Source organism: Acinetobacter sp. RW6, from assembly GCF_041956835.1.
Lineage (GTDB): Bacteria > Pseudomonadota > Gammaproteobacteria > Pseudomonadales > Moraxellaceae > Acinetobacter > Acinetobacter calcoaceticus.
In genome coordinates this window covers 1,781,396-1,807,018 of sequence record NZ_CP167121.1, presented here as the reverse complement: position 1 = coordinate 1,807,018, position 25,623 = coordinate 1,781,396, and the positions used below count along the sequence as shown (strand labels likewise).

General features: G+C 38.4%; 25 protein-coding genes. 6 read left to right on the top strand and 19 right to left on the bottom strand.

What is annotated here, in order from left to right; genetic code table 11:
• Positions 1-76: 76 nt before the first annotated feature.
• From ACB088_RS08575 to ACB088_RS08565, 3 genes are all read right to left on the bottom strand, one after another.
• Positions 77-1,144: a type II asparaginase gene (locus tag ACB088_RS08575; RefSeq protein ID WP_045432880.1), complete on the bottom strand. Its 1,068-nt coding sequence runs from the start codon at positions 1,142-1,144 to the stop codon at positions 77-79.
• A gap of 688 nt (positions 1,145-1,832) precedes the next feature.
• Positions 1,833-3,140: a dicarboxylate/amino acid:cation symporter gene (locus tag ACB088_RS08570; protein ID WP_375038646.1), complete on the bottom strand. Its 1,308-nt coding sequence runs from the start codon at positions 3,138-3,140 to the stop codon at positions 1,833-1,835.
• A 474-nt stretch (positions 3,141-3,614) separates the two neighbouring features.
• Positions 3,615-5,045 carry a pyridoxal phosphate-dependent aminotransferase gene (locus ACB088_RS08565; protein ID WP_375038645.1) on the bottom strand — a complete coding sequence of 477 codons (1,431 nt, stop codon included), beginning with the start codon at positions 5,043-5,045 and terminating at the stop codon, positions 3,615-3,617.
• Between the two features lie 239 nt (positions 5,046-5,284).
• On the opposite strand from ACB088_RS08565, the gene msrB reads away from it, so the two are divergent.
• From msrB to ACB088_RS08545, 4 genes are all read left to right on the top strand, one after another.
• Positions 5,285-5,704, top strand: coding sequence for a peptide-methionine (R)-S-oxide reductase MsrB (gene msrB, locus ACB088_RS08560; protein WP_004792889.1), 420 nt, complete (start codon positions 5,285-5,287; stop codon positions 5,702-5,704).
• Complete coding sequence (locus ACB088_RS08555; RefSeq protein WP_003651303.1) at positions 5,701-6,186, top strand: glutathione peroxidase; 486 nt, start codon at positions 5,701-5,703, stop codon at positions 6,184-6,186. Before msrB ends, ACB088_RS08555 begins: the two co-directional genes overlap by 4 nt.
• Positions 6,186-7,031, top strand: coding sequence for an AraC family transcriptional regulator (locus ACB088_RS08550; protein ID WP_375038644.1), 846 nt, complete (start codon positions 6,186-6,188; stop codon positions 7,029-7,031). Before ACB088_RS08555 ends, ACB088_RS08550 begins: the two co-directional genes overlap by 1 nt.
• 64 nt (positions 7,032-7,095) lie before the next feature.
• A complete protein-coding gene (locus ACB088_RS08545; protein ID WP_375038642.1) occupies positions 7,096-7,728 on the top strand; it encodes a LysE family translocator in 633 nt (210 codons plus the stop codon).
• 50 nt (positions 7,729-7,778) lie between these two features.
• Here the strand turns inward: ACB088_RS08545 and dapC are convergent, their stop codons facing one another.
• The 6 genes from dapC to ACB088_RS08515 all read right to left on the bottom strand — a co-directional run bounded on the left by dapC (position 7,779) and on the right by ACB088_RS08515 (position 14,565).
• Positions 7,779-8,948: a succinyldiaminopimelate transaminase gene (gene dapC, locus ACB088_RS08540; protein ID WP_026055603.1), complete on the bottom strand. Its 1,170-nt coding sequence runs from the start codon at positions 8,946-8,948 to the stop codon at positions 7,779-7,781.
• A gap of 25 nt (positions 8,949-8,973) precedes the next feature.
• Positions 8,974-11,637: a [protein-PII] uridylyltransferase gene (gene glnD / locus ACB088_RS08535; protein ID WP_133746220.1), complete on the bottom strand. Its 2,664-nt coding sequence runs from the start codon at positions 11,635-11,637 to the stop codon at positions 8,974-8,976.
• A gap of 27 nt (positions 11,638-11,664) precedes the next feature.
• Entirely contained in the window at positions 11,665-12,882 is a 1,218-nt protein-coding gene (gene purT / locus ACB088_RS08530; protein ID WP_375038641.1) for a formate-dependent phosphoribosylglycinamide formyltransferase, read from the bottom strand.
• 103 nt (positions 12,883-12,985) lie between these two features.
• Positions 12,986-13,375, bottom strand: a complete 390-nt coding sequence (locus ACB088_RS08525) for a tautomerase family protein (RefSeq protein ID WP_209733398.1) — start codon at positions 13,373-13,375, stop codon at positions 12,986-12,988.
• A 124-nt stretch (positions 13,376-13,499) separates the two neighbouring features.
• Positions 13,500-13,841: an L-valine transporter subunit YgaH gene (ygaH, locus tag ACB088_RS08520; RefSeq protein WP_017390502.1), complete on the bottom strand. Its 342-nt coding sequence runs from the start codon at positions 13,839-13,841 to the stop codon at positions 13,500-13,502.
• Between the two features lies 1 nt (position 13,842).
• Positions 13,843-14,565, bottom strand: coding sequence for an AzlC family ABC transporter permease (locus tag ACB088_RS08515; protein WP_348949581.1), 723 nt, complete (start codon positions 14,563-14,565; stop codon positions 13,843-13,845).
• A gap of 121 nt (positions 14,566-14,686) precedes the next feature.
• Here ACB088_RS08515 and ACB088_RS08510 point away from each other — a divergent pair, with 121 nt between their 5' ends.
• Positions 14,687-15,157: a hypothetical protein gene (locus ACB088_RS08510; RefSeq protein ID WP_307010143.1), complete on the top strand. Its 471-nt coding sequence runs from the start codon at positions 14,687-14,689 to the stop codon at positions 15,155-15,157.
• 72 nt (positions 15,158-15,229) lie between these two features.
• Here the strand turns inward: ACB088_RS08510 and ACB088_RS08505 are convergent, their stop codons facing one another.
• Complete coding sequence (locus tag ACB088_RS08505) at positions 15,230-15,556, bottom strand: hypothetical protein (RefSeq protein WP_309950422.1); 327 nt, start codon at positions 15,554-15,556, stop codon at positions 15,230-15,232.
• 171 nt (positions 15,557-15,727) lie between these two features.
• On the bottom strand, positions 15,728-16,435 hold the full coding sequence (locus ACB088_RS08500; RefSeq protein WP_375038640.1) for a Crp/Fnr family transcriptional regulator: 708 nt from the start codon (positions 16,433-16,435) through the stop codon (positions 15,728-15,730).
• 92 nt (positions 16,436-16,527) lie between these two features.
• Here ACB088_RS08500 and ACB088_RS08495 point away from each other — a divergent pair, with 92 nt between their 5' ends.
• Positions 16,528-17,055 (top strand): DUF962 domain-containing protein, encoded by a 528-nt coding sequence (locus ACB088_RS08495; protein WP_375038639.1) that lies wholly within the window; start codon positions 16,528-16,530, stop codon positions 17,053-17,055.
• Between the two features lie 47 nt (positions 17,056-17,102).
• Here the strand turns inward: ACB088_RS08495 and ychF are convergent, their stop codons facing one another.
• From ychF to ACB088_RS08455, 8 genes are all read right to left on the bottom strand, one after another.
• On the bottom strand, positions 17,103-18,194 hold the full coding sequence (ychF, locus tag ACB088_RS08490) for a redox-regulated ATPase YchF (RefSeq protein ID WP_017390507.1): 1,092 nt from the start codon (positions 18,192-18,194) through the stop codon (positions 17,103-17,105).
• Between the two features lie 93 nt (positions 18,195-18,287).
• On the bottom strand, positions 18,288-18,947 hold the full coding sequence (locus ACB088_RS08485) for a methionine ABC transporter permease (protein ID WP_375038638.1): 660 nt from the start codon (positions 18,945-18,947) through the stop codon (positions 18,288-18,290).
• Positions 18,928-20,004: a methionine ABC transporter ATP-binding protein gene (locus ACB088_RS08480; protein WP_375038637.1), complete on the bottom strand. Its 1,077-nt coding sequence runs from the start codon at positions 20,002-20,004 to the stop codon at positions 18,928-18,930. The genes ACB088_RS08485 and ACB088_RS08480 overlap by 20 nt, the downstream gene beginning before the upstream one ends.
• A 5-nt stretch (positions 20,005-20,009) precedes the next feature.
• Positions 20,010-20,843 (bottom strand): MetQ/NlpA family ABC transporter substrate-binding protein, encoded by an 834-nt coding sequence (locus ACB088_RS08475; protein WP_375038636.1) that lies wholly within the window; start codon positions 20,841-20,843, stop codon positions 20,010-20,012.
• A 13-nt stretch (positions 20,844-20,856) separates the two neighbouring features.
• Positions 20,857-21,687: a MetQ/NlpA family ABC transporter substrate-binding protein gene (locus tag ACB088_RS08470; protein ID WP_005041242.1), complete on the bottom strand. Its 831-nt coding sequence runs from the start codon at positions 21,685-21,687 to the stop codon at positions 20,857-20,859.
• Between the two features lie 14 nt (positions 21,688-21,701).
• Positions 21,702-23,114 carry an LLM class flavin-dependent oxidoreductase gene (locus tag ACB088_RS08465; protein ID WP_375038635.1) on the bottom strand — a complete coding sequence of 471 codons (1,413 nt, stop codon included), beginning with the start codon at positions 23,112-23,114 and terminating at the stop codon, positions 21,702-21,704.
• Positions 23,114-24,337: an SfnB family sulfur acquisition oxidoreductase gene (locus tag ACB088_RS08460; protein WP_375038634.1), complete on the bottom strand. Its 1,224-nt coding sequence runs from the start codon at positions 24,335-24,337 to the stop codon at positions 23,114-23,116. The genes ACB088_RS08465 and ACB088_RS08460 overlap by 1 nt, the downstream gene beginning before the upstream one ends.
• 12 nt (positions 24,338-24,349) lie before the next feature.
• Positions 24,350-25,585 (bottom strand): SfnB family sulfur acquisition oxidoreductase, encoded by a 1,236-nt coding sequence (locus tag ACB088_RS08455; protein WP_375038633.1) that lies wholly within the window; start codon positions 25,583-25,585, stop codon positions 24,350-24,352.
• Positions 25,586-25,623: the final 38 nt, after the last annotated feature.

The following is a 25,623-nucleotide window of genomic DNA, read 5'->3' as shown; positions in this document are numbered from 1 at the left end:
CAGATTTAATATAAAAGACATTATTTTTATAAAATATGACCAGCTCAAACATCTAGGTTTGAGCTGGTTGAAAAACTTAGTACTGCCAGAACATGCGTTGAATTTCTTTAGCATCGGTAGTCTTGGTAAGAGCTAATGCTGCAAGAAGACGCGCTTTCTGAGGATTTAAATCATGTGCTGCTACCCAGCCATATTTAGAGTCAGGTTGTTCTGCATCACGCACTACAAAACCTTGTGGAACACGTGATGAACGGATAATTTGAATACCGTTCTTGTCGTGAAGATTTTGTAAAGTTGGTACGATATAGTTCGCAACTGAACCGTTACCAGTACCTGCATGGATAATCGCTTTAGCGCCAGCTTTTGCATATGCTTCATAAGCATCTGGAAGCATAGAGTCTGAGCCATAAACGATCTGTACCATTGGAAGTGCATCACCTTTAATATTTTCAATATTAAATTCTGAAGCATTTGTAAAACGTTTTACAGACTGTCTGAACCAGTATGGCTTGCCTTCAACTAATGTACCTAAAGCACCCCATTGGCTAACAAAAGCATTTGTATGAATGTTAATGCCTTTAGTTACATCACGCGCAGCAAAAATAGAGTCGTTCATGAGAACCATAACGCCTTTATTTTTTGCATCATCAGAAGCTGCTAAAGCAACTGCACTATAAAGGTTAAGTGGGCCATCTGCTGAAAGAGCAGTTGAAGGGCGCATTGAACCAACAATAACAATCGGTTTATCAGTGTGAACAACCAGATTTAAGAAAAATGCTGTTTCTTCTAAAGTATCTGTACCGTGAGTAATCACAACACCGTTAACAGATGGTTTTTTTACCAGCTCATTTACTTGACGAGCAATTTGTAATAATTCCTTGTCAGTAATACTTTCAGAAGCGACCTGTAATGCCTGAATACCAGTTACATTCGCCAAATCTTTGATTTGTGGAACTGCATTAATTAAGGCATCAACTGGAACTTTCGCAGCAGTGTAAGTTGCACTGTTTGTTGAATTTGCGCCAGCACCTGCGATAGTACCGCCAGTGGCAACAACAACTACATTGTTTTTTGCGTAAAGTGGGAGAGAGCAGGCCAATAAGCCCATCGCTAAACCTAAAGATTTAACAGTTTTAGTCAACATCGAAAATATCCTTATGAAGTGACGAAAGTAAAAAAAGTTTGTCGAATATGTCTGCTTTTCCTAAGCAAAATACATACCATGTAAAACATATTCGTAACTTGCTGAATAATAAGCATCCCTGAATAGCATTTTGTTTCACCAACAATTACTTAGTCATTGCTTTTATTCAGCGTTAATAAATATCATGAATAAAATAAAAAATCTATTAAGTTTTTCTAATTTATCTCGATTTGTTTGCTTTTTAATATAAAGAAAGCAAATGATTTTTTCATCTTTATAAAATTAAAAAATAATGGGTGTGGTAGGGGTCTTATTTACCATTTGGTACTTATATAGTGTTGATTACAAAGTTTATTATTTATAAATAAAATTATATAAATTTTTTAGTAGGGAAACTAAATAATAATTACAATAGTTTAATATAATTAAGTTGTAATAAAATGAATTAAAATTTAATCACTTGATGCTTATTTTTAAGAATATAAATTCTGTTTGGGTGATTTTTATTCTCTTTTTAAGGTTTACTTTAAAAAAATTTAATAGGAGTTAAAAGCTATTATTTGGTTCATTATTTAATATGAAAATACAGATAAATTTTTATTGTTTAATTTTAGAATAAAAAGAAGAGCAATTTTATAAGGTCATATAAAATTGCTCTTAAGTTGGGAGAGTGGGAGAAAAGAGAAACTTAAGCGGTCGTTTGTTCTTGAGTTGATTTAATTAATACAGGCTCTGGTAGCTCTTCAGTGTCAGCTACTTTATCACCTTCAAGTTTAGCAACTACGGCAGTAGCAATACTGTTACCTACTACGTTTGTTGCAGTACGACCCATATCAAGGAACTGATCGATACCAAGCAATAAGAGAATGCCTGCTTCAGGTAAATGGAACATGGTAAGTGTTGCTGAAATAACGACGATAGAAGCTCGTGATACACCCGCAATACCTTTACTTGTCACCATAAGCGTTAACAGAATTAAGATTTGTTGAGTGAAGCTAAGATCGATGTTGTAAGCTTGAGCAATAAACAGTACTGCAAACGTGGTGTACATCATTGAACCATCTAGGTTGAATGAATAACCCAAAGGTAATACAAAGCTAGTCACTTTTTTAGGCACACCAAATTTATTTAGTGCATCCATTACTTTAGGGTAGGCAGATTCACTTGAAGCTGTAGCAAAAGCAAGCGTTACAGGTTCGCGAATTAATTTGCCTAAGCGGAAAATATCTTTTTTAAGTACGATTGCACCAACAGAGAACAAAATAATCCAAAGCAACAGAAGACCGAAGTAGAACTCAGCGATTAAAATACCGTAGTCAACAATCAAGCCTAACCCCTGTACCGTAATTGCTGAAGCGATTGCAGCAAATACTGCAAAAGGGGCGAACATCATGACGTAATCGGTAATACGGAACATGATCTTGCTAAGTTCTTCAGTCAAACGGATAATGACAGAGTCTTTTTCTTTATCTTGATTTACAAAAGCAAGAGCTGAGCCAAAGAAGATTGAGAAAACGAGTACTTGGAGGATGTCATTGTTGGCCATTGCTTCTGCAATGCTGCGTGGGAAAACATGGCTTAAGAATGATTGTAGTGTAAAGCCAGTGGTCGCTGGGAGAGAAGCGCCACTAAGTTGTTGAGCTGTTGGTAGTGCTAAGTCTAAAGCTGCACCAGGTTGGAAGAAGTTAGCTAAACCCATACCGATTGCAAGCGATACAAACGAAGCAGTAATAAACCAAGTCATTGACTTAAGTGTAATACTTCCAATTGATGTAGATTTCCCCATTGATACAATGCCTGAAACAATTGTGGCAAATACTAATGGAGCAATAATCATTTTGATTAAGCGTAAAAAGATGTCTGAAATAATGCTGAAATAAGAAGCGATTTGCTTCAGTTGTTCACCTTCATTGAAAAAATGGTGACAAATCCAACCTGTTAGTATGCCGAGTAAAATAGCAATAACAATATACTTGAGCAATTTCTTTTGCTTCATATGAACCTCTATCCATTTGATTCAATCATTCTTTGATGGGATTTGAATGATTGAAAGCTTTCCTTGTTAGTTCAGTCCGGTCGTTCTACCGATTTTATCTTCCTAGATATCTGTATCTGTTTAACCGAATCGAATATGGTGATGTTGTTATGGAAGGGGATTGTTGCTCGATTTTGAAGCAGTGTGAAATGCAAAAATATATTGATCCATGCATTTTTTGCATAATAAAGATTGAGGAAAATGCGGAATTACACACAAATTTAAACGTATGGTAAAAAATATATAAATGAATTATTACGGTGAATTTAAAGATTAAAAGAATTAAATTTCCAATGAAAAACATTTAACTTCAAAGTGTTATTCTTGAATGGGTAGAAAGGTGAAAGGATTTGCGATAATTATTTTTTTAAATAATAAAATAGAATTATCAAAAAAGGCATCCAATTTAAGATGCCTTTTTTGATATGCATTTTTTTAACGACGGTTGGCTAAGAAACGACCTAAGCGAGTAATTGCTTCTCGTAATTCATTTTCAGCAGGTAAGAAAACCACGCGGAAATGATCTGGAGTTGGCCAATTAAAGCCCGTACCTTGCACCAATAACACTTTTTCTGCACGTAACAAATCAAGCATTAACTTTTCGTCATCTTCAATTGGATAGATGTTGGGATCGAGGCGAGGGAAACAGTACATTGCTCCCTCTGGTTTCACGCAGCTTACCCCTGGAATTTCATTTAGCATTTCCCAAGCAATATTACGCTGTTCGTATAAACGACCACCCGGACGAATCAGGTCATTAATTGATTGATATCCTCCGAGCGCGGTTTGAATCGCATATTGAGCTTGAACGTTTGCACATAGGCGCATAGATGCCAACATATCTAAACCTTCGATATAGTCAGCAGCACGGCTTTTGTCACCAGTAATTGCCATCCATCCTGAACGGAAACCTGCAATACGATAAGCTTTTGACAAGCCATTAAAAGATACGCATAGCTGGTCACCCGCTAATGACGCCACCGAAACATGTTCAATGCCGTCATAAATAATTTTGTCGTAAATTTCGTCAGCAAATAAAATTAAGTCATGTTTCTTTGCAACTGCGACAATTTGTTCAAGCACATGACGTGGATATACTGAACCAGTCGGGTTGTTCGGGTTAATAATGACAATACCGCGTGTGTTCGGCGTAATTTTACTTTCAATATCAGCAATATCTGGATACCAGCTATTTTCTTCATCACATTTATAGTGGATTGCTGTACCACCTGAAAGATTAACAGCTGCTGTCCAAAGCGGATAATCCGGCATTGGAATCAACATTTCATCGCCATCATCTAATAGGCCTTGCATAGCCATGACAATAAGTTCAGATACGCCATTACCGATATACACGTCATTCACGTGCATATTTAGAATGCCTTTTTGTTGGTAATACTGGCAGATAGCTTTACGTGCTGGAAAGATACCTTTTGAGTCAACATAACCAATTGCATTTGGTAGGTTTAAAGCAACGTCATTAATAATTTCTTGTGGGGCTTCAAAACCAAATGGAGCAGGGTTGCCAATATTTAGCTTAATGATTTTATGTCCTTGCTCTTCCATTTCATTGGCGGCTCGTAATACTGGTCCGCGAATGTCATAACAAACATACTCAAGCTTCGATGATTTCTTTATTTCTCTAGAAGTTGGCATGGATTGGAGGGTAGCAGTATTTTTAGACATAGCTGGATTCACTTTTGCATATCGGTATAAATAACTTTTAAATGTTTTAACTGTTACCAAATTCAGATCGTGTTGATCTTTTAGTAATTCAACAATTTTTTCATGGGTAAAGCCCGATTGCTGATACTGTTTGATAACTGGTAATAGTTGCTGGAAAAGCACACTTTTTTTCTGAGACATGTTTTGTCCTATACAACCGTGCCAAACAAGAATAGCACCATCTTTGCTTCCTTGGAAGAAAATAAAACATAAATTTGCTTACTTTTGATTTTGAATTTTGCTTACTTTTTGCTTTCTATTGCTTAGATGATTAAATTCCAACAAATTTTACGTTCAGAGACTAGTGTTTTTGTGATGAATGGCGTAAATATAAAAACTCAATCATCAGAAATGTTTACATCAGAATAAAGGTGCATGTCATGGGAAAAGTCAATAAAACAGACCGGGAATGGCAAAGAGAGTTATCACCAGAAGAGTATCGGATTACACGACAAAAGGGCACTGAGCCTGCATTTACGGGGCAATACTGGAATACTAAGCAACATGGTACCTATGTCTGCCGTTGCTGCGGCGCAGAATTGTTCTCATCAGATACTAAATATGACAGTGGTTGTGGTTGGCCTAGCTTCTTTAAACCGATTGAGCCAACTGCAATTGAAGAACATGACGATTTATCGCATGGTATGGTCAGAACTGAAATTGTTTGTCATGATTGCGAAGCCCATTTAGGGCATGTTTTTGAAGATGGACCACAGCCGACTGGTTTGCGCTATTGTGTAAACTCGGCATCATTACAACTGAAATCACAAGAAAAAAATGATGAGGAAACCTATCCATGAGTAATATTTATCAGTTTGAAGCTGAACTGTTAGAGGGTGAAGTTAAGCAATTAGCTGATTACAAAGGTAAAGTTTTACTAATTGTAAATACTGCGAGTAAATGTGGTTTTACACCACAATTTGCTGGCCTTGAAAAACTTTATGAGAAATATAAAGATCAAGGTTTGGAAGTTTTAGGTTTTCCCTGCAACCAGTTTGGGGGGCAAGATCCAGGTAACAATAAAGAAATCGGTACGTTCTGTCAGCGCAACTATGGGGTGAAATTCCCGATGTTTGCAAAAGTTGATGTAAAAGGACCAGAAGCCCATGTGATTTTTAGATATTTAACACGTGAAGCTAAAGGTATTTTGGGTAGTAGTACGATTAAATGGAACTTTACCAAATTTTTAGTGGGAAGAGATGGCGCAGTGTTAAACCGCTATGCTCCTACGACTAAACCAGAAGCTTTAGAAGCTGATATTGAAAAAGCATTAGCAAGTTAATGAATTCAATGAACGCTATTCCCCAAGCTTTTGAGTTTTGGCAAGATGGGCGAATGCCTTATGTTGAAACCAGAAGGTCTTGTTTTAGCCGAACATGTTATAAGCCTCATAGTCATCCAACATTTTCAATTGGAGCTATAGACGAAGGGAATAGCGTTTTTCAAAGCTCATTTGGTACAGCACAAAATATTTCTGCCGGCACATTAGTCATTGTGCCTGCCCACATTGAACATTCTTGTAACCCGCTGCCTGATCAGGCTTGGAGTTACCAGATGTTGCATCTGGATATATCTTGGCTTAATCAATGGTATGCCGAGTTTCAAAAAGAGGGCTTTGATTTAAATTTGCCCCAGCATAGACCTCTCATTATTAAAGATGAAAATTTATATCAGGCTTTTTCTGATATGAATGAAACTTTATTTGATTCTCAAAAATTAATTCTCGAAAAAGAACAGTCGCTTATCTATTGCCTTACACAGTTGTTATTACCTCATTTTATATTAGAAAAAATACAGAAAACTCAATATTTGTATGAAAGCTTTTTAGACTTAATTCATATTATTAAATCATCCGAACGATTTATTTCTTTAGAAGAGCTTGCAGAGCAGGTTGGCCTTAGTCGATATGCAATCATTCGCCTATTTAAAGCGAATGTGGGCTTAACACCCCATGCATTTCAAATTAATTTAAAGATTAATCAGGCCAGAGCACAATTAAAACAAGGCATTCCACTCGCAGAGCTGGCTGTAAATTTAGGCTTTAGTGATCAGAGCCATTTTCATAAAGCTTTCAAAGCCCATACAGGAATCACTCCTCGTCAGTTCCAACTCGTTGCTGCGCAATAATTTACAAGAAATTATTTTTCTCTATTTTTAAGCTATTCCATACTGTTTTACAGATGAAACCGTTATGGAAGTTTTTTTAGTTATTGCCTTTACCCATTTTTTAGCTTTGTTATCTCCGGGACCTGACTTCTTTCTGATTCTCACCAGTCTTTTGCAAAAGGGTTCGCGCTATACATATGGCGTCATTGTGGGAATTACTTTTGGTAATGCCTTGATTTTGATGGCGTGTATGTTTGGATTTATGGTGCTTGGAAATTTGAGTACGGACATTCTTTTAGTACTTAAATGGCTTGGGGCGGGGTATTTGGTTTATTTGAGCTACCTTTGTTTTAGTGCTGCTCGTTCTGGCACCTTAACTTTTGCTATTGAAAAAAATGGTTTGATGGATCAAGAGCATCGACAGCAGGATAAAGTTAAGAGCTTAATGTTAGGAATACAATCTAGTCTTCTTAATCCGAAAAATATTATGTTTTATAGCAGCTTAATGTTGCTCATTCAAAATGACTTTAGTCTGTTTCAAAAATTGCTAATGAGTACATGGATGACTGGAGTGGTGCTTGGTTGGAACTTATTGTTGGTTCGCTTATTGCTTCAAAATCGGGTTCTAGAACAGATTAAACGTTCTGCTAAGGGCCTATATTATTGCTCTAGTTTGGCTTTTATATTTTTCGCAGTACTGCTGGTTATTTATAGTTAATGTAGTGTACAGCCTTTAATATTACTAAAGGCTGTACAATTTACTTATGCTTAGAGAATTGCTTTTAAACGCTTAACCACTTCTTCGCATTGCGCTAAATCGGCAACTAAAGCCATGCGCACATGATTTTCCCCAGGGTTACCTTGATCTGTGTCACGAGATAAATAACGGCCAGGTAAAACCTTAATATGTGCTTTTTCCATTAACATCTTGGCAAAAGTTTCATCGTTATCAACTTTTAACCAATAATAAAAACCAGCATCTGGCTTTTGCAGAGGTAATAAGTGACCTAGTTCAGTTTGGAATAAATCAAATTTTGCACGATATTGCTTACGGTTTTCTTCAACATGGTTCTCATCATTCCATGCTGCAATTGATGCAAGCTGATGTTGAACAGGCATTGCTGCACCATGATAAGTACGATACTGCAAATATGGTTTTAATAATTCTGCATCACCAGCAACAAAACCTGAGCGTAAACCCGGTAAGTTTGAGCGTTTAGAAAGTGAATGGAATACGACACAGTTTTTATAGTCATCACGACCAAGTTCTGCACAAACTTCTAGCAAACCTGTAGGTGCTTGATCGAACCAAAGTTCTGAATAGCATTCGTCAGAAGCAATAACAAAATTATATTGATCGGACAAGGCAATTAACTTTTTGAATTGCTCTTTAGAAAGTACTGTGCCTGTTGGGTTACCTGGTGTACATACAAAAAGAAGGGCGGTTTTTTCCCATACTTCTGCCGGTACAGCATCAAAATCACCTAAATAGCCATTTTCTTCTGTGCAATTGATGAAATAAGGTTTTGCACCAGCGAGTAGAGCTGCACCTTCATAAATTTGATAAAACGGATTCGGCATTACTACATACGGCGCGTCTTCACGGTTAATGAGCGCCTGAACAAATGAGAAAATCCCTTCACGCGTACCTGATACGGGTAAAATATGATTTTCTGCACTAATGCTATTCAGTTTGAAGCGCTTGGTTAACCACTCTGCAATACTTTGGCGAAGCTCTGGCAAACCCTTACTATTCGGATAAGTCGATAAATGATTAAAGTTATCAATAATTGCTTGTTTAACAAACTCTGGTGCTGGGTGCTTAGGTTCACCAATTGATAGTGGAATCAAGGGGAGATTAGCAGGAGTGATATCCTTAAAAAGCTGGTTTAACTTTTCAAATGGATACGGGTGCAATAACGACAAGCTAGAGTTCATTAAACAGTTACCAATTAGTTGAGTTTCAGTGCTGACAAATTTGATTAGATGCTTCATCTAATGCAGCTTTAAGCTTTTCCGAGAAGAGTTTGACCTCTTCGTTATTTAACGGTTTTCCATCTTTTTTCGTGACAAAGAAAATATCTTCGGCGCGTTCACCTAAAGTTGCAATTCTAGCTGAATGGATGTCTAAACCTTGCATCATAAATAAGCCACCTACGCGTGCAAGTAGGCCAGGGTGATCAAGTGTTGAAATTTCGACCATGTTTTGCTGTAACGCTTCATTCAATGTAACGTCGACTGTATTTTCAATATCAAAATGACGTAGTTGACGTGGAATTCGGCGTTGCATGAGTCCTGGATATTGATCTGGCTGACTAAGTGCTTTCACTAATGCAGTTTTAACAGTTTCTTCGCGTTCAGGGTCGGTCAGCAATGTACCGAAACGATCAAGCACAACATAGGTGTCTAAGCTAAATGCCGTACTTGCCGTGATAATCTTTGCATCTTGAACGTCTAAATTCATTTTGTCCAAAACTGCAACAGTGGTGGCAAAAAGGTTGGGTTGGTCACGTGTATATATAAAGATTTGCACTGCATCTTGGGCAGCTTTACGGTGAGCACGCAACAGTACTAATGGCTCTGGATTATCACCGTGTTTCAAAATTGCTTGAGTGTGCCATGCAATTTCATCTGCTGATTCTTTAATGAAGTATTCATCACCAAGTTCTTGCCATACTTTTTCGACGTCTGCTAATGAGAAGTTATTCACCAGTAATTCACTTGCTGCAAATTTGGTGTCTTCAATCAGCATTTGATAGTCAACAGGACGACTTAAACCTGTACGAATTACATCACGGGCATGCGTATAAAGTTGACGCATAAGTGAAGCACGCCATGTGTTCCATAGTTTTGGATTTGTTGCATTAATATCGGCAACCGTTAAGGTATATAGATAATCGAGATGTTCCATATCGCCAAGTTTTTCAGCAAAATCTTTAACAACATCTGGATCGGAAATATCCTTTTTCTGAGCAGTCAGTGACATGAGCAAATGGTTGTGGATGAGCCATGCAATTAATTTGCATTCACGCTCTGTAAAGCCGTGCGCACGTCCAAACTCAATCGCATCTTCTGCACCGAGTTCACTATGGTCTCCACCGCGGCCTTTAGCAATGTCATGAAATAATGCAGCGATAAATACAATATCTTGACGTGCGAGACGTTGGAAAACAGAGCTTACAACAGGAAACTCTTTAGCAAACTCAGGTTCTTTAAAACGGTTTAAGTTGCGCAGCAATAATAATGTGTGAGCATCGACCGTATAGATATGGAATAGGTCATATTGCATAAGACCCATAATTTGACCAAACGCTGGTATGTAGTTTCCTAAAACACCATAGCGCTTCATTGCAACTAAAGTATCGTATAGACGATAGGGGGAGCGAATGATTGACATGAATAGTGCTTGATGTTCAGGATTATCTCGATAATTCTGATTAATACGTTTTGCAGCAAGAATAAGTAAGCGTAAAGTACGAGCGCGGATCCCTTCAATATCTGGTCGATTAGCCAAAATATAGAATAACTCTAAAATAGCACTTGGGTGTTCTGCGAATATTTTGTGGTGCTGTACGGCAAGCTTGTTATCAACGATTTTAAAATGATTATTAACTTCTTCAATTTTACGTTCGTAATTGGGTAAGCGAGGAGTAATGACCGATTCGCTAAAATAGGCCAATAACATTTCATTGAGGGTAGAAACCTGTTGTGCGGTACGGTAGTAGCGTTTCATGAACTGCTCAACACCGTAATTTACAGGTTGACCTTCTTTACGGACATAACCAAATTGAGCCGCAATTTCTCTTTGATGATCGAATAAAAGACGGTTTTCATCACGTTTCGCTAAACGATGTAAATGGTGGCGAATTTCCCAAAGAAAACTTTCAGCTTCTTCTAAAACTGTTAATTCAAACTCTGAAATAAAACCTAAATGTACTAAGTCATAAATGCGGTTTACGCGGAAATGACGCTTGGCAATCCAGCCAATCTGGTTAATGTCACGAATGCCACCCGGTGCATTTTTAATATCTGGTTCTAAATTGCTTTCAGTATTGTTGTGTTGGTGGTAACGCTTGGCTTGTTCAGCCATTTTTGCATCAAAAAATGTTTTGTCTGTCCACGTTTGCGAAACAATACGACGCGGCCATTTTGCAAGTTGACTATTACCTGTAATTAAACGAGCTTCAATGAGTGTGGTTGCAACGGTTAGATCTGTTGCAGCTTGTTCAACACAGCTTTGGATGGTACGAACGCTAATTCCGGGTTTAAAATTACCAACATCCCATAAAGAGGAAATAAATGTAGAAATACGCTTTTCGTTTTCTTCGTTAATTTCATGTTCTGACAAAATCATGATATCAACATCGGAATAGGGCAACATTTCACGGCGCCCATAACCACCCACTGCAAAAAGACCTAATCCTGTCTGGTCGAGTTCGGCATGTTTCCATAAAAAGATCAGTGCTTCGTCTACAAGGTCTGAGCGCGCTTTAATGACTTCTCGAATCGATTGCCCATTTTCATATGAATCCTGCAATTGCTTTTCTACATCCGTTCGCCATTGATTAATGGCTTTAATATCATGATGGCTTGTAACGTAGTTCAGCAATGGCGATGTATTGATCATGAAAATGGGTCTACCAATAAGTAAATATTAAGAGTTGGTTTTTACGCTTACTTGATCAGCGGTTTCTTTCGCTAAAGTACGAGCAAGATCAGTATTTTCTGCACGAGCAGTTGCCACACCCATACGACGTCGTTTGAAACCTTCTGGTTTACCAAACAGGCGTAGGTCAGTATTTGGATTGGCTAACGCCGTATTTAAGCCACTGTAGCTTAAGTTGTTGGCATCTACCCCCGCATAAATGACTGCACTCGCGGCAATACTATGGCGAGCTGTGTTCACTGGTAATCCTAAAATTGCACGAGCATGCAGTTCAAATTCGCTTTGAAATTGCGATGCTAGAGTTACTAGACCTGTATCATGTGGGCGAGGTGATACTTCACTGAACCAGACTTTATCGCCTTTAATAAACAGTTCTACACCAAAAATACCACAGCCACCCAGTGCAGTTGTCACTTTATTGGCGATCCGTTTTGCTTCTTCAAGTGCGGCAGGTGTCATGGGTTGAGGCTGCCAGCTTTCTACATAATCACCTGCATCTTGACGGTGACCAATTGGGTCGCAGTAGTGAGTTTCGATTTCACCAGTTTCAGGGTTTTTAGCGCGAACGGTAAGTAATGTAATTTCAAAATCAAAATCAATTTGAGATTCAATGATGACCGTACCTTGGTTAACACGACCACCTTGCATCGCATATTCCCAAGCAGCATCGACTTCATCGAAACTTTTTACACGAGATTGGCCTTTACCTGAAGATGACATCACTGGTTTTACAAAATTTGGATAACCAATATCATCAGAAGCGGCGCGGAAGCTTTCTAGTGAATCAGCAAAGCGATAAGCAGAGGTAGGTAAACCAAGTTCTTCAGCAGCAAGACGACGAATACCTTCACGGTTCATTGTTAGATTTACAGCTTTAGCAGAAGGAATAACTGTTGCAGTTTGGCTCGCTTCAATTTCAACGAGAACTTCTGTAGCGATGGCCTCAATTTCTGGAACAATTAAATTCGGTTTAATTTTTTTGATGAGTTGTTTTAATTGAGTAGGATCAGCCATATTTAACACATAAGAAAAATGTGCAACTTGCATGGCTGGCGCATGATCATAACGGTCGGCTGCATGTACTTCTACACCAAGGCGTTGTAAGGAAATTACAACTTCTTTGCCAAGCTCTCCTGAACCTAACAATAAAACTTTAAATGCAGAAGATTGAAGTGGGGTACCGAGTGTCACGCTCATGCGAATCATCCTGACAAAATTATTTTTTTAAGCATAGCAGAACTTATGGTGGAGTTAAGCCTTATAACGCATAAAAAATGAATTTTGTCGGACAATTAAGAATGTACTTTATTTAGACATTAACTTGATAGTTTAAAAGTAGCTCATCGGCATTTTTACCGCGAATACCCCAATTTTCTTTAGGTGTTTCAAAAATCGTAATTTCGATATCTTGAGGTGCTATTTTGCATTGTTCTTCAATATTGCGAAATAACGTTTGGATGAGTCTCTTTTTCGTTTCTGTACTACGACCTATAAACATTGAAAGCTCAAGGATGATGTAGTGTTGGCTACGGTCAGAAGGATAGATAAAGTTTCCTGGTTTAAGGCTAATAAAACGTTGAAATCTTTTCTCAACCGGATATTTTAATTCTTCAATGAGGGCTTGATGTATGGCATGAGAAAGTAATTCTCGATATTGCATAATCGTTTGTTCATTTGCGTAAATTTTAACTTGTGACATTTTTATCTCTAATGGGTAGATGAAGTTATCTTTTTAATCAATTTAAAAAATTAGTTTTTAAAGCCAGAAGTCTAAATACCTCTGGCTGGAATTTATTTTATATAAGGAAAATGAGTTTATCTATTTATAAAGGTAAATAAGTATAGATCAGGCCATAAACAATTGCGGCAGTTAACGTTGCTGGCACAATTTTCTTAAATTTAAAATAAAGGCCTGCTAAAACCAGAAAACCGATAAGCATGGCGAAACTCTTATCTGGATTTTCAAGAAGTGGTGGAAGAGTGGCAACGACAAGCATGGCGCTAATTGCAGATATACCAATACAGCCCAAAGCAATTTTTAACCAGACTGAACCGCGTCTTTGCTGTGTACCTTGCAGCTTTTGTATAACAAAGAATGGTCCAAAACGTGAGGCGAAATTAGCAATACCCACAATTATGCCGACCAGAATAATCTCTAGGTTCATTTTAAACTTCGACCTCTTCTTGTTGTCTTAAAACATAATGTTTAAACAGGCCTGCTAAAATGCCTGAAAGAATGCCAATAAAAATGGCAGCAGATAAGTTAATCCAATAGCAGGCTAAAGCTGAAACGACTAAAGATACAGCGACTACAAGGCTATGTTTTCGCTCAAAAGCCGCTAACAAGAAACTCAAAAATAAAGCTGGAAGTAAAAAGTCTAATGCTGCTTGTAAAAACTTTGGAAGATGAGAGACCTGATCTGCAAATAATCCCCCTAATAATGAGCCAGTTGCCCAAGCCATCCAACTAAATAGGCTAAGTCCTAACATCCAAGATTCAGACCATTGCTGACGACGTTGTGAAAGTTGGATCATGCCACTTGCAAAAACTTCATCGGTTAAGCCCCATGCCCAAACCGCCGTTTTTTTAAGATTTAACTTGTTGGGAATAAGGTTGTATAGCGCTGGCCCATAAAGAACATGACGAATATCAAGTGCAATCACTGTTAATGCCGTTAACCAGATGGATGAACCGCTGGCCAAAAGTGCGACAACCAAGAACTGGCTGGCTCCAGCATACATTGAACAAGATAGGAAAAAAGCTTCCCATGGCGTAAAACCAAACTGAGATGCAGAAACACCGAAGGCAAAAGAAACGGGTAAATAGGTGAGTACGATAGCTTGACTATCTTTGGCACCTTGCCAAAAAGTTGCCGTTTGATCAGCCATCAATTGTTGTTTGGACACAATACACCTTGGCAATAAACCAAATGATAAAAATACTTGAAAGATTGAGTATTGTAGCCGAATTTAATAGCATAGTGCCGAAATGTTTAATCGGCAGTTTGATATGTTCAACGCAAAGATTCGTTTAGTTTATATCGCCATGTTGAGTGCAGGTATTTTTACATTGCAGGGCTGTGACAATGGTAATCAGGGTGCAGAAAAAAAAGTAGAAATTAAGCCAGCACCGAAACTAACCAATGATGCAACTGTTTATGCTCAAAAAGCATGGACATTAATTAATACGGTTGAGCATTTGGTTTATGAAAAGCAACTGAGTCAAATCGATGACAACGTTCGTAAACCTTTACGTCAATTGAGTACGGACTGGCGTATTAATGTGAAAATGACTGACTCAGTGACAGAAGGGAAATACGCGCTTTGTCGTAAAGCTTTAACTAGTCTAGATGTGTGGGCTCGTGAAACATTGGAAAATAATAATTCAGTTGCTAAGAAGCAGGCAGATTATGAGCGAGATAAAGCGCAATGTAAGGATGCAATTGAGAAGCCAAGTCTTGGAAATACTTCTCCAAAATAAAGCAGACAAATATAAAAAGCGAGATGATCAATCTCGCTTTTTTGCTTTTAAACGATAATGAGTGAATGTTAATTAAGGTTTTGTTGCCGCTTTAGCTGTGTTAGCAGTTTTTACTGCATCTTGTTTCATTTGATGAGTCATTTGCTGAGATTCATGCTGAGCATGCATAGATTTCATCATTGTGTCATGCTTTTGTTCAGTCATATCTTTTTTAACATCTTGTTTTGCTTTTGCTACTTCTTTTTTAGCAGTCGCTTTGCCGTGTGCCGCAACACATTTTCCGCCTTTATGATTTGGTCCTGTACCGCCTTGTAATTGAGTTCCTTTTGGACATGCAAATGCCGAAACACTTAGCATAGCCAATACGCCTGCTGTAAGAATTGTTGATAATTTTTTCATGTTAATCAGCGCCTTGTTGAGTATTATTGCTCAGCTTGAGTGTAGGGTGAAAATATCTGCTTTGAAACATTTATTTTGTGAAATAGAGTTTGAACAATGTGTTGTTTTGCAGTGTTATCTAATTTTTTAATTTAATTTTAAGTTTTTGTTATATGGCTGCCTTTGAATGGATTAAGAATGGGCTTGAGCAACTACTTTCAATTTCTCAATATCTAAAATCTCAATTTTTTTAAAAGCAATTTTAATGATCTTTTGTTTTTCGAGTAGGCTCAGTTCATGATTGATGGTCTGTCTAGATGTAGTCAGCATATTTGCCAATTGTTCTTGAGAAATATGAATGTGGCGATCTTGAATAAGAATATGGTTACCATAGCCTTCTAAAATGAATAGAAGACGTTGAGTAAGCCTTTGAGAAATGCTGCGTGTTTGTATTGCAATCTGCTCTAAGAAAACATACCTAAGTTTTTGGCTGGTTAAACGTGCAAAATAGTACCAGTAATAGGGATTTTCTTTGAGTAGCTTATTTAAGGGCTTCGCTGGAATATGTAGAACAGTACTTTTTTTCAGAGCAATCGCATCGTGTGAACGTGGTTCATGGTCAATGAGGGAGATTTCTCCAAACCACATAATCGGCTCAGCAATAGCAGAAAGTGCTTCATTACCATTTACATCGACATAACCTAAGCTAATTGAGCCTTCAAGCACGGTATAAATGCCATCAAACACATCTTGGGCACGGAAAACATAACTATTTTTTTCGAAAGTAATTTGCTTACCATGCTCTAGAATAAAGTTTTGGAATGCTTCTGGAAGCGCACTAAACCATGTGTTTTCTTTTAATCGGTTAATATAAATAATGTCCAATATTGGGCCATCCATGAAAAAAATCATTACTTTGTCAAATAGCTGACAACTTTAAGTTTTCCTTATTTGTACAGTATGACTATATGTAGATGAATAGGGAACAACTCATGTCAAATCTGGAGCAACAGCTTAGCAAATATGCGGCTTACCACTTAAATCATAAAAATATTTTGACGCATTTTATTGGTATTCCACTCATCGTTTTTTCAATTCTATGTTTAACTGCGAGAGCTGGGATCGATATAAGTAGTTTTAAACTTACTTTAGCTATTGTGTTGATTGCAGTTAGTACGATTTATTATTTTATTTTAGATAAAGTATTTGGTTTACTCATGCTGATTCTTTTAGTTGCTTTCTATCCACTGGCGAGCCAAATTGCCCAATTATCTTGGGGAGAATGGTTAGCAGCAAGTATTGGTATCTTTGTGGTGGGATGGGTCTTTCAGTTTGTTGGGCATTATTTCGAAAAGAAAAAACCAGCTTTTGTTGATGACGTGATTGGACTTGCGATAGGGCCGTTATTTGTATTGGCAGAATTTATATTTATGCTGGGTTTTAGAAAGCCATTGCATGAGCGAATTTTGAAAGAAGCACGTAGTAAACGAGAGATGATGGATCTGAATCATTCCTTATAAATATAAAAAAAGCCCCAATATGTTGGGGCTTTTTCTTAATCTTTAACTTAAACGTTGAAACGGAAGTGCATTACATCGCCATCTTGAACGATGTAAGTTTTACCTTCTAAACGCCATTTACCAGCTTCTTTAGCGCCGTTTTCACCGTTGTATTGTACGAAGTCATCATATGCAACAACTTCAGCACGGATAAAGCCTTTTTCGAAGTCAGTGTGAATCACACCAGCTGCTTGAGGAGCGGTTGCACCAACTTTTACAGTCCATGCACGTACTTCTTGTACACCAGCAGTGAAATAAGTCTGTAAACCTAAAAGCGCATAACCTGCACGAATAACCACATTTAAGCCTGGTTCTTCCATGCCCATTGCTTCTAGGAACTCAGCACGATCTTCATCTTCTAATAATGAAATTTCAGCTTCGATTTGGTTGCAAAGAGGAACAACAATTGCGTTTTCTTCAGCAGCAAGTTTTTTTACTGCATCTAAATGCGGGTTATTTTCAAAACCGTCTTCAGCAACGTTGGCAATATACATCGTTGGTTTTAAAGTCATTAAACCAAAACCACGAACTAATTTACGTTCGTCATCAGACAAATCAGCTGCGCGTGCTGGTTTACCTTCATCTAGTAATGGTTGGATTTTTTCTAAAACTGCTTTAGTTGCAACAGCTTCTTTGTCACCGCCTTTAGCAACTTTAGTTAAGCGTAAAATTGCTTTAGCAACAGTTTCAAGGTCTGCAAGTGCAAGTTCAGTATTGATGGTTGCGATGTCATCTAACGGATCAATTTTACCGTTTACGTGAATCACGTTTTCATCTTCGAAACAACGTACCACGTGAGCAATTGCATCAGTTTCACGAATGTTAGCAAGGAATTGGTTACCTAAGCCTTCACCTTTTGATGCACCAGCAACAAGACCTGCAATATCTACAAATTCCATTGTAGTTGGCAAAATACGCTGTGGTTTAACAATCGCAGCAAGTTTGTCTAAACGTGGATCTGGTACAGGAACAATACCTGTGTTTGGTTCAATGGTACAGAAAGGGAAGTTTTCCGCTGCAATTGCTGCTTTCGTTAATGCATTGAAAAGGGTAGATTTCCCTACGTTTGGCAGACCAACAATACCGCAATTAAAACCCATGAAAACCACTCACAAATATGTAAATTAAAAATTGTGGCTGATTTTACATGAAAGCCATGACAAAGTCATGGCTAGAGCAGGGTTCTGTTGAGTTTAAACTTTACGTTTATCAAGTTGCTGGGCTAATGCATCACCAGTCGCTTGTACTAACATGACTAAAACAATCAATACTAAAATTACAGCCACCATAATTTGCATATCAAAACGTTGATAGCCATAACGATAAGCAATGTCTCCTAGGCCACCCGCACCAATAGCACCGGCAATGGCAGAGGAGTTAATCATGGTAACAATTGTGACAGTAAAGCCCGCAACAATACCTGGCAAAGCCTCTGGTAAAAGCACATGCCAAATAATTTGTTTACGGTTACAACCCATCGCTTGTGCAGCTTCAATTAAGCCTTGATCGACTTCACGTAAGCTAACTTCTGCAATACGGGCAAAGAAAGGAATTGCAGCAATCGTTAATGGAACAACGGCTGCCCATACGCCGTAACTTGTCCCGACAATCCAGCGAGTAAGTGGAATAAGGGCTACCATTAAAATAAGAAAAGGCACAGAGCGCGTAATGTTAATTACCCAGCCCAACGCCTGATTAGTTTTTTGTGAGGGGTGAATGCCATGCTCAGATGTACTTACTAGAACAACAGCAATCGGTAAGCCAATTAAAAAAGCAATCAATGCAGATGCACCCACCATAAGTAAGGTATCTACAGTTCCAGTAATTAATAGATCAATGAGCTGGTCGGGCATAGCCAAGTACCTCAAATTGTGCAATTGCTGTTAATGCATCTTGTCGTATGGATGAAATATCAATTTCTACATTAGGAATACCCACTAAAAGTGAGCCAATAATGTGCCCTTGAATGGTGTCGACCTGACTTTGATATAAATTGACGGGTGCTTTAAATCTAGCAAGTAGTTCTTGTATATCGGGTACTTGATGTGCTTCAGCCTCATATTTAAGTTTTATAATAATATGAGTCGAATTTTCATCCAGTAACGGACTGATCTTAAAAGGTAGGGTGATTTGCTCAAGATTAAGCAGCTCTTGGGTAATCTGTTGTTCTGGGCGTGAAAACACAGACCAAACTTGTCCAGCCTCTACAATCTCACCTTGATCAATCACTACGACTTGATCGCAAATTTCTCGAATGACCTGCATTTCGTGAGTGATTAATACAATAGTTAAGCCAAGCTCCTGATTAATCTTTTTAAGCAAAGCCAAAATAGTGGCTGTACTTTCTGGATCAAGTGCGGAGGTTGCTTCGTCACATAGTAAAATTTCAGGGTGGTGAACAAGTGCGCGTGCAATACCGACACGTTGCTTTTGCCCACCAGAAAGTTGTGACGGATAATAGCTAGATTTATCTGCTAGCCCGACTAAAGCCAAAACTTCATTTACACGTTGGTCGATATCTGCTTTGTTGTAATTGGAAACTTTTAAGGGCAATGCCACATTTTCCCAAACTGTTTTTGCAGACATTAAATTGAAATGTTGAAAAATCATTCCAATCCGTTGACGGGTTTGGATGAGCTCGGCATGACTCAATTCAGCAATGTTTTGTTGATGAATATGAATACTGCCAGTATTCACTTGTTCCAAGCCATTTAAAGTACGGAGCAAGGAAGATTTGCCTGCACCACTTTTCCCAATAATGCCTAAGATTTTACCTTGAGGAACATCAAGGTTAATTTCTTTTAAAGCATGAAGTTTTTGACCTTGTGATTGGTAAAACTTATTTAAACCACGAATTTTGATATGGGGTAGAGAAAAATCAACTTGTGATCCAAAACTCACCATCGTCATTCTCCTTATTTCCAGCCTTGAAACCACATACCTTGGCCAAAGTCTTTATCCAGAATATCCTGCGCTTGTTTTGAGTTCTGGAATGCTTTGACGAAGGTTGCCAGTTTTTGATTTTTATCTTGGTAATCACGACGGGTCACAAACAAAATTGCATATTTTTTATCAATCGGATCTAAAAATAATGCGCTATGCGGGTCGGTTACCTTTGCCATTTTTAAGTAGTGAGGGAAGCCGAAAATTAAATCGACATCGTTATATGCATGTGCTGTCTGCGGGCCTTCAACCTCAACAAAATTTAGCTGTTTAGGATTAGCAATAATGTCTTGGGTGGTCGAAAGTTCATTGTTGCTGTCTTTTAGCTGAATTAAGCCAGCACGATGTAGCAAAATTAAGGCACGAGCTAAATTGACTGGGTCGTTTGGAATAGCAACGCGTGCCTGTGAAGGTAAATCATCAAGTGTTTTATATTTTTTTGAATATAAACCTACGTGACTTCCTGAACCCACAGCAAATGCGTGTAAGTCATATCCTGTTTCTTTAACGGCATTGCGTAAAAAAACGCTTTGCTGGAAAAAGTTTGCATCAATATCGCCGTTTTGTACGGCAACATTCGGTGCTCGCCAGTCAGAAAATTCAACAAGCTTGACGTGAACACCTTGCTTTTCAACTTCATTGGCAATGCTTTGTAATAGCTCAGCATAAGGCGGGCTAATGCCAATCGTTAAAACATCATCGGTTTGCTTATTTTTAATATAGCGATAACCGACGAGACCCAGAATCACGATTAAAATCGTAATTCCGAGTAACCAAGGCTTATATTGTTTGAACTGAATAGCCATAATCTTTCCGTTATTACTTCCAGCCAGGGAACCAAAGTGTTGGCCCAATCTCAGCATCTAAGACAGCTTTAACTTTTGGCGAGTTCTGATAAATCTCAACAAATTTCTTCAATTTGTCGCCCTTGTCCTGATAGTCATCACGCACTACAAACAAGATGGCATAACGTTTATTGGTATTGTCATCAAGTAAAAGAGCACTCTCAGGGTCAGCTGTTTTTGCTAAGCGTAAGTAATGTGGGTAGCCAAAAGCTAAGTCAACATCATCAATTGCACGAGCAGTCTGTGGTCCTTCAACCTCTATGAATTGCAAGTTTTTAGGGTTTGAAACAACATCTTTGAGTGCAGATAAATGATTGTTTGAATCTTTAAGCGTAATTAATTTAGCTTGCTGTAAAAGTAGTAGAGCACGACCTTGGTTAACTGGATCATTTGGAATGACTACACGTGCATTTTGTGGCAATTCATCAAGGCTTTTATATTTCTTTGAATAAAGTCCCACATGTGATGCTGCACCCACTGCAAATGCCTTTAATTTAAAGCCAGTTTCTTTAATTGCATTATCTAAGAAAGGTTGATGCTGGAAAAAGTTCGCATCAATATCCCCATGATTTAAAGTAATGTTTGGTGTATTCCAGTCAGAAAATTCAACCAGTTTCACATTTAAACCCTGTAGCTTTGCTTCATCGGCAGCAGCTTGTAAAGTTTTTGCAAATGGTGGACTAATGCCAATTACAAGTTCATTTGAGCCACTTTGACGGTGTTTATTCCAAAAGAATAAAGCAACAAAAAGGACTACAACGACTAAGCCTACGCCTAGCCATTTTTTAGAGGCTGTTTGAGCCATGTCTATCTCCAAATTTAAGCAGTTATTTCTTCAATTTTTGTTAAGTTTTTGCTGTTGTTATAGGGACTACATCGGAACGCTTGAACAGGGTGCTGTTTCGGTAATTGATCCCCCCGATTAAAAATTTTGTTCCGCAAAGAACCCGTTTTATATGCAGTTTTATAACGACCACGTTGTTGTAGCTCAGGAATGACCAAGCGAATAAAATCGTTGTGAGACTCAGGCGCAACAGTACGCGTCAAATTAAAGCCATCAATATCAGTCTCATCTAAAAGATGAATTAAATATTCAGCAACTTCTTCGCCACTACCGACAATGAGTGGATAACGACCACCCAAAACATGTTGAGCTTTTAAATCATTTTTAGTGATTTGCTGTTCTTTAAATTTTTCGGTAATGGAAACAATGCTGTTACTTTTCTGATAAGGAATTGCTTCATCGTCGGCAAATTTACTTAAGTCGATACCAGTTGAACTTGCATAATGAGCTAAGCCTGCTTCAGGACTTGCGTACTGACGATATTCATTAAGTTTTTGTACTGCGAGGTCATGTGTCTCAGCAACGACAACGGTTATGCCGACAAAGACTTTAATGTCATCTGCCGCACGTCCTTGCTGTTCAGCAAGAGCGCGGATCTTTTTCACTTGCTCACGAATTTTTTCGGGCTTGTCACCACCAATAAATACACATTCAGCATGACGAGTCGCAAACTGCATACCTTTCGGTGAAGCACCCGCTTGAAATAATGTTGGGGTGCGTTGCACAGAAGGAGACACCTGAAATACACCTTCACTCTGGTAATATTTTCCGTGATGGTGGATGGTGTGAACTTTAGATGGGTCTGTAAAAACACGTTGGACTTTATCTTTTTTGACTGCGTCGTTTTCCCATGAACCTTCCCAATATTTATAGCAAAGCTCTAAAAATTCTTCGGCTTGTTCATAGCGGGCATCGTGGTCTTTTAAACCTTTTTGACCAATCAGACGTTCTGCACTATCTAAATAACCCGTCACGATATTCCAGCCAATACGGCCTTGAGTTAAATGGTCAAGACTCGCAAAGCGACGAGCGAATTGGTACGGATGCTCATAGCTTAAGTTAACAGTCACCCCAAAACTCAAGTTCTGCGTGACTGCTGCCATAGCTGAAATGAGTGTGGAAGGGTCATGGCTCGGAAGTTGAATTGATTCTTTTAAAGTGAGGTCAATACCATTTTGATAGACGTCATACACACCTGTAATATCGGCAATAAACAAACCATCAAACAGACCACTTTCTAAGGTTTTGGCTTGTTCTGTCCAATAGCTGAGTTCATTAAAACGGTGTGACTCATCACGTGGATGTGTCCATAGACCATGATTAATATGCCCAACACAATTCATATCAAAGGCATTCAGCAAAATCTCTTTAGCTTTAAAATCAGTCATCACAATGTCCCCCGACGAGGTGGTAGAACACCGTTTAAAACATAGTTGCCGATAAAGTAATATTTCCAGCGTGCAGCATCATGCAACGTATGCACGCGTGCATTTCGCCAGAAACGGTCTAAGCCATCTTGTGCTTGACTACCACGGCTACCAGCAAGTTCAATCAGCTTCGACGATGCTTTTAGTGCGATATCGCTACTATGAGCACGTACTTTTGCAACATCAATTGAAGCCTTAGCAATCCTTTCAGGTGTAGTTTCAATTTTTGCGGCATCAATTGATTGAGCAGCTTGTTTTAATAGAACCTCACTTGCTCGTACATCTACTGCAATGCGTCCTAATTCATAAATTGTTAAAGGATCTTGGTTTGCCGTTGCAACTTGCGAATCAATCCATGGGCGAGCTTGATGTACTCTTTGCAAGCTTTCTTCAAAGGCTGCTCGTGCAATACCTACCTCAATAGATGCATGCATAATTTGAGCAAACGGACCAACTAAAGTTGGCTGTAAGAATGCAGTATCAAAAGGAATGACATCATCTGCATCGACAAAAACCTGATCAAACTTGACTGTGCCGCTACCTGTGGTTTTCTGTCCAAAGCCAGACCAGTCATCCACAAGTTTTAATCCTTGCGAACCACTTTTCACAAATGCCAGATATTCTCGGCCAGCATCGTCTAGAACTAAAGTTGGAATACGGTGAGCAAATAAGCTTCCTGTGCAATAAAACTTTTCACCTTGAATCAGATATCCATTTTCGTGAGGACGAATATTGGTTTGTTTGTGAGTCGAAGTTTTAGTTTTAAACTCAGCAAGTGCATTACCAAAGCGAGTACCATTTAACACTTCGCCATATAAGCGTTGTTTTTGAGCTTCTGTTCCCGTGTTGCGTAAGACTTCTAAAGCATAGAAATGATTTTGTGGAATTTGACCAATTGAACCATCTGCACCGCTTAAAAGCGCAATTACTTTAGCTACCGTATGGCTTGAAACTTCGGCACCACCATATTGCTTGGGTACTGTAATTGCCCAAAGCCCAGACTGGCTTAAGGCATCAATTTCGGTATACGGTAAAATTCGCTTTGTATCGCGTTCTACTGCGGTTTTTTTAAATTGCTCAGCAAATTGTTTTGCAATTTCTAAAGCTTCAGCATCATTTTGAATAATATGTGCTTTGCCCGATGCTGATGTTTGTTTAGTTTGAATCGATTGATATGAAGTCATGACAATTTCTCCTTAAATCCAGGCATGGCGGGCAGGGAAATGACCATTAAGGTAATAATTGCCAATGGCATGTAATTTCCAGCGAACAGGGTCGTGTAACGTATGTACACGGGCATTTCGCCAATGTTGATCTAAATTGTGTTGGCTTAAACTTGAACGGCTACCGCCAAGTTCCAGCAGTTTTTCAGAGATTTGTAGAGCGGCATCATTGGCATAGACTTTCGCTTCAGCAACCAAAATTGAAGCTTTTGCTACTTGTTCATCAGTCACATTTTGAAGTTGGTCAAGTTCATCTAAATATTCAGCAGCTTCATCAAGCAATAAAATTGCAGCGTCGAGCACAATATTTAACTTACCAACCTCTTGCAGGGTGTAATGCTCAAAACTGGCTTTTTCAACATTTGCATCAATAATCGGGCGTGCTTTATGAATGGTCGATAAGGTATCTTCAAAAGCGGCTTCTGCAATTCCAACATCAATTGCAACTTGTAATAACTGCGAATAAGCACCGCGATAAGTTGGGACTTGTGTTAATAAGCGTTCATCAAAAATAAGTTCAGGATTAACTTCAACATCATTTAATTTAACTGTGCCGCTCGCAGTTGTACGTTGGCCAAAGCCATTCCAATCATTAATGACTTCAATACCTTGGGCTTCTCGGTTAACAATCACTAAAACTACATGGCCTTCAGGATGAACGGCCTTAATTGCAAGCCAATGCGCAAAACTTGTTCCAGTCGAATAAAATTTCTCACCGTTTAAAATATATTTGCCATTTTCAATGGTGAGCGTGGTTTTTAGTGTTTTTGAGTCATGTGTATTACGTTCTGGGCCACCGTTGGCAAGACGTTTTCCTGCTAATATTTCTGAAAAGATAAATTGTTTTTGTTGTTCTGTACCCAAGATTTCGATCAGGTTTAAAAGGCTAATCTGATTTTGTGGAATCTGACCAACATTCGCATCGCCTTTACTTAAAATACGGAAAACTTGTGCCAAGGTTTTATTGGACACAAAAGCTCCGCCATATTTTTTTGCAATTCGGATTCCGCCTAAGCCTTTTTGGCTAAAGCTTTCGATTTGCTCATGAGGTAATAAGCGTTGTTGATCACGTGTATTACGACCCTCTAAAGCATAATCCGCCACTTGATAAGCGGCATTAATGGCTTGTTGATCATTTTGAATGACTTGGACGTATGCCGTCGTTTTAGATAGAGAATTAGACATAATGACACCTTGTATTACTGTCATTACCTTACAAAAGAAATATTTTTCCACTAAACGAGGAC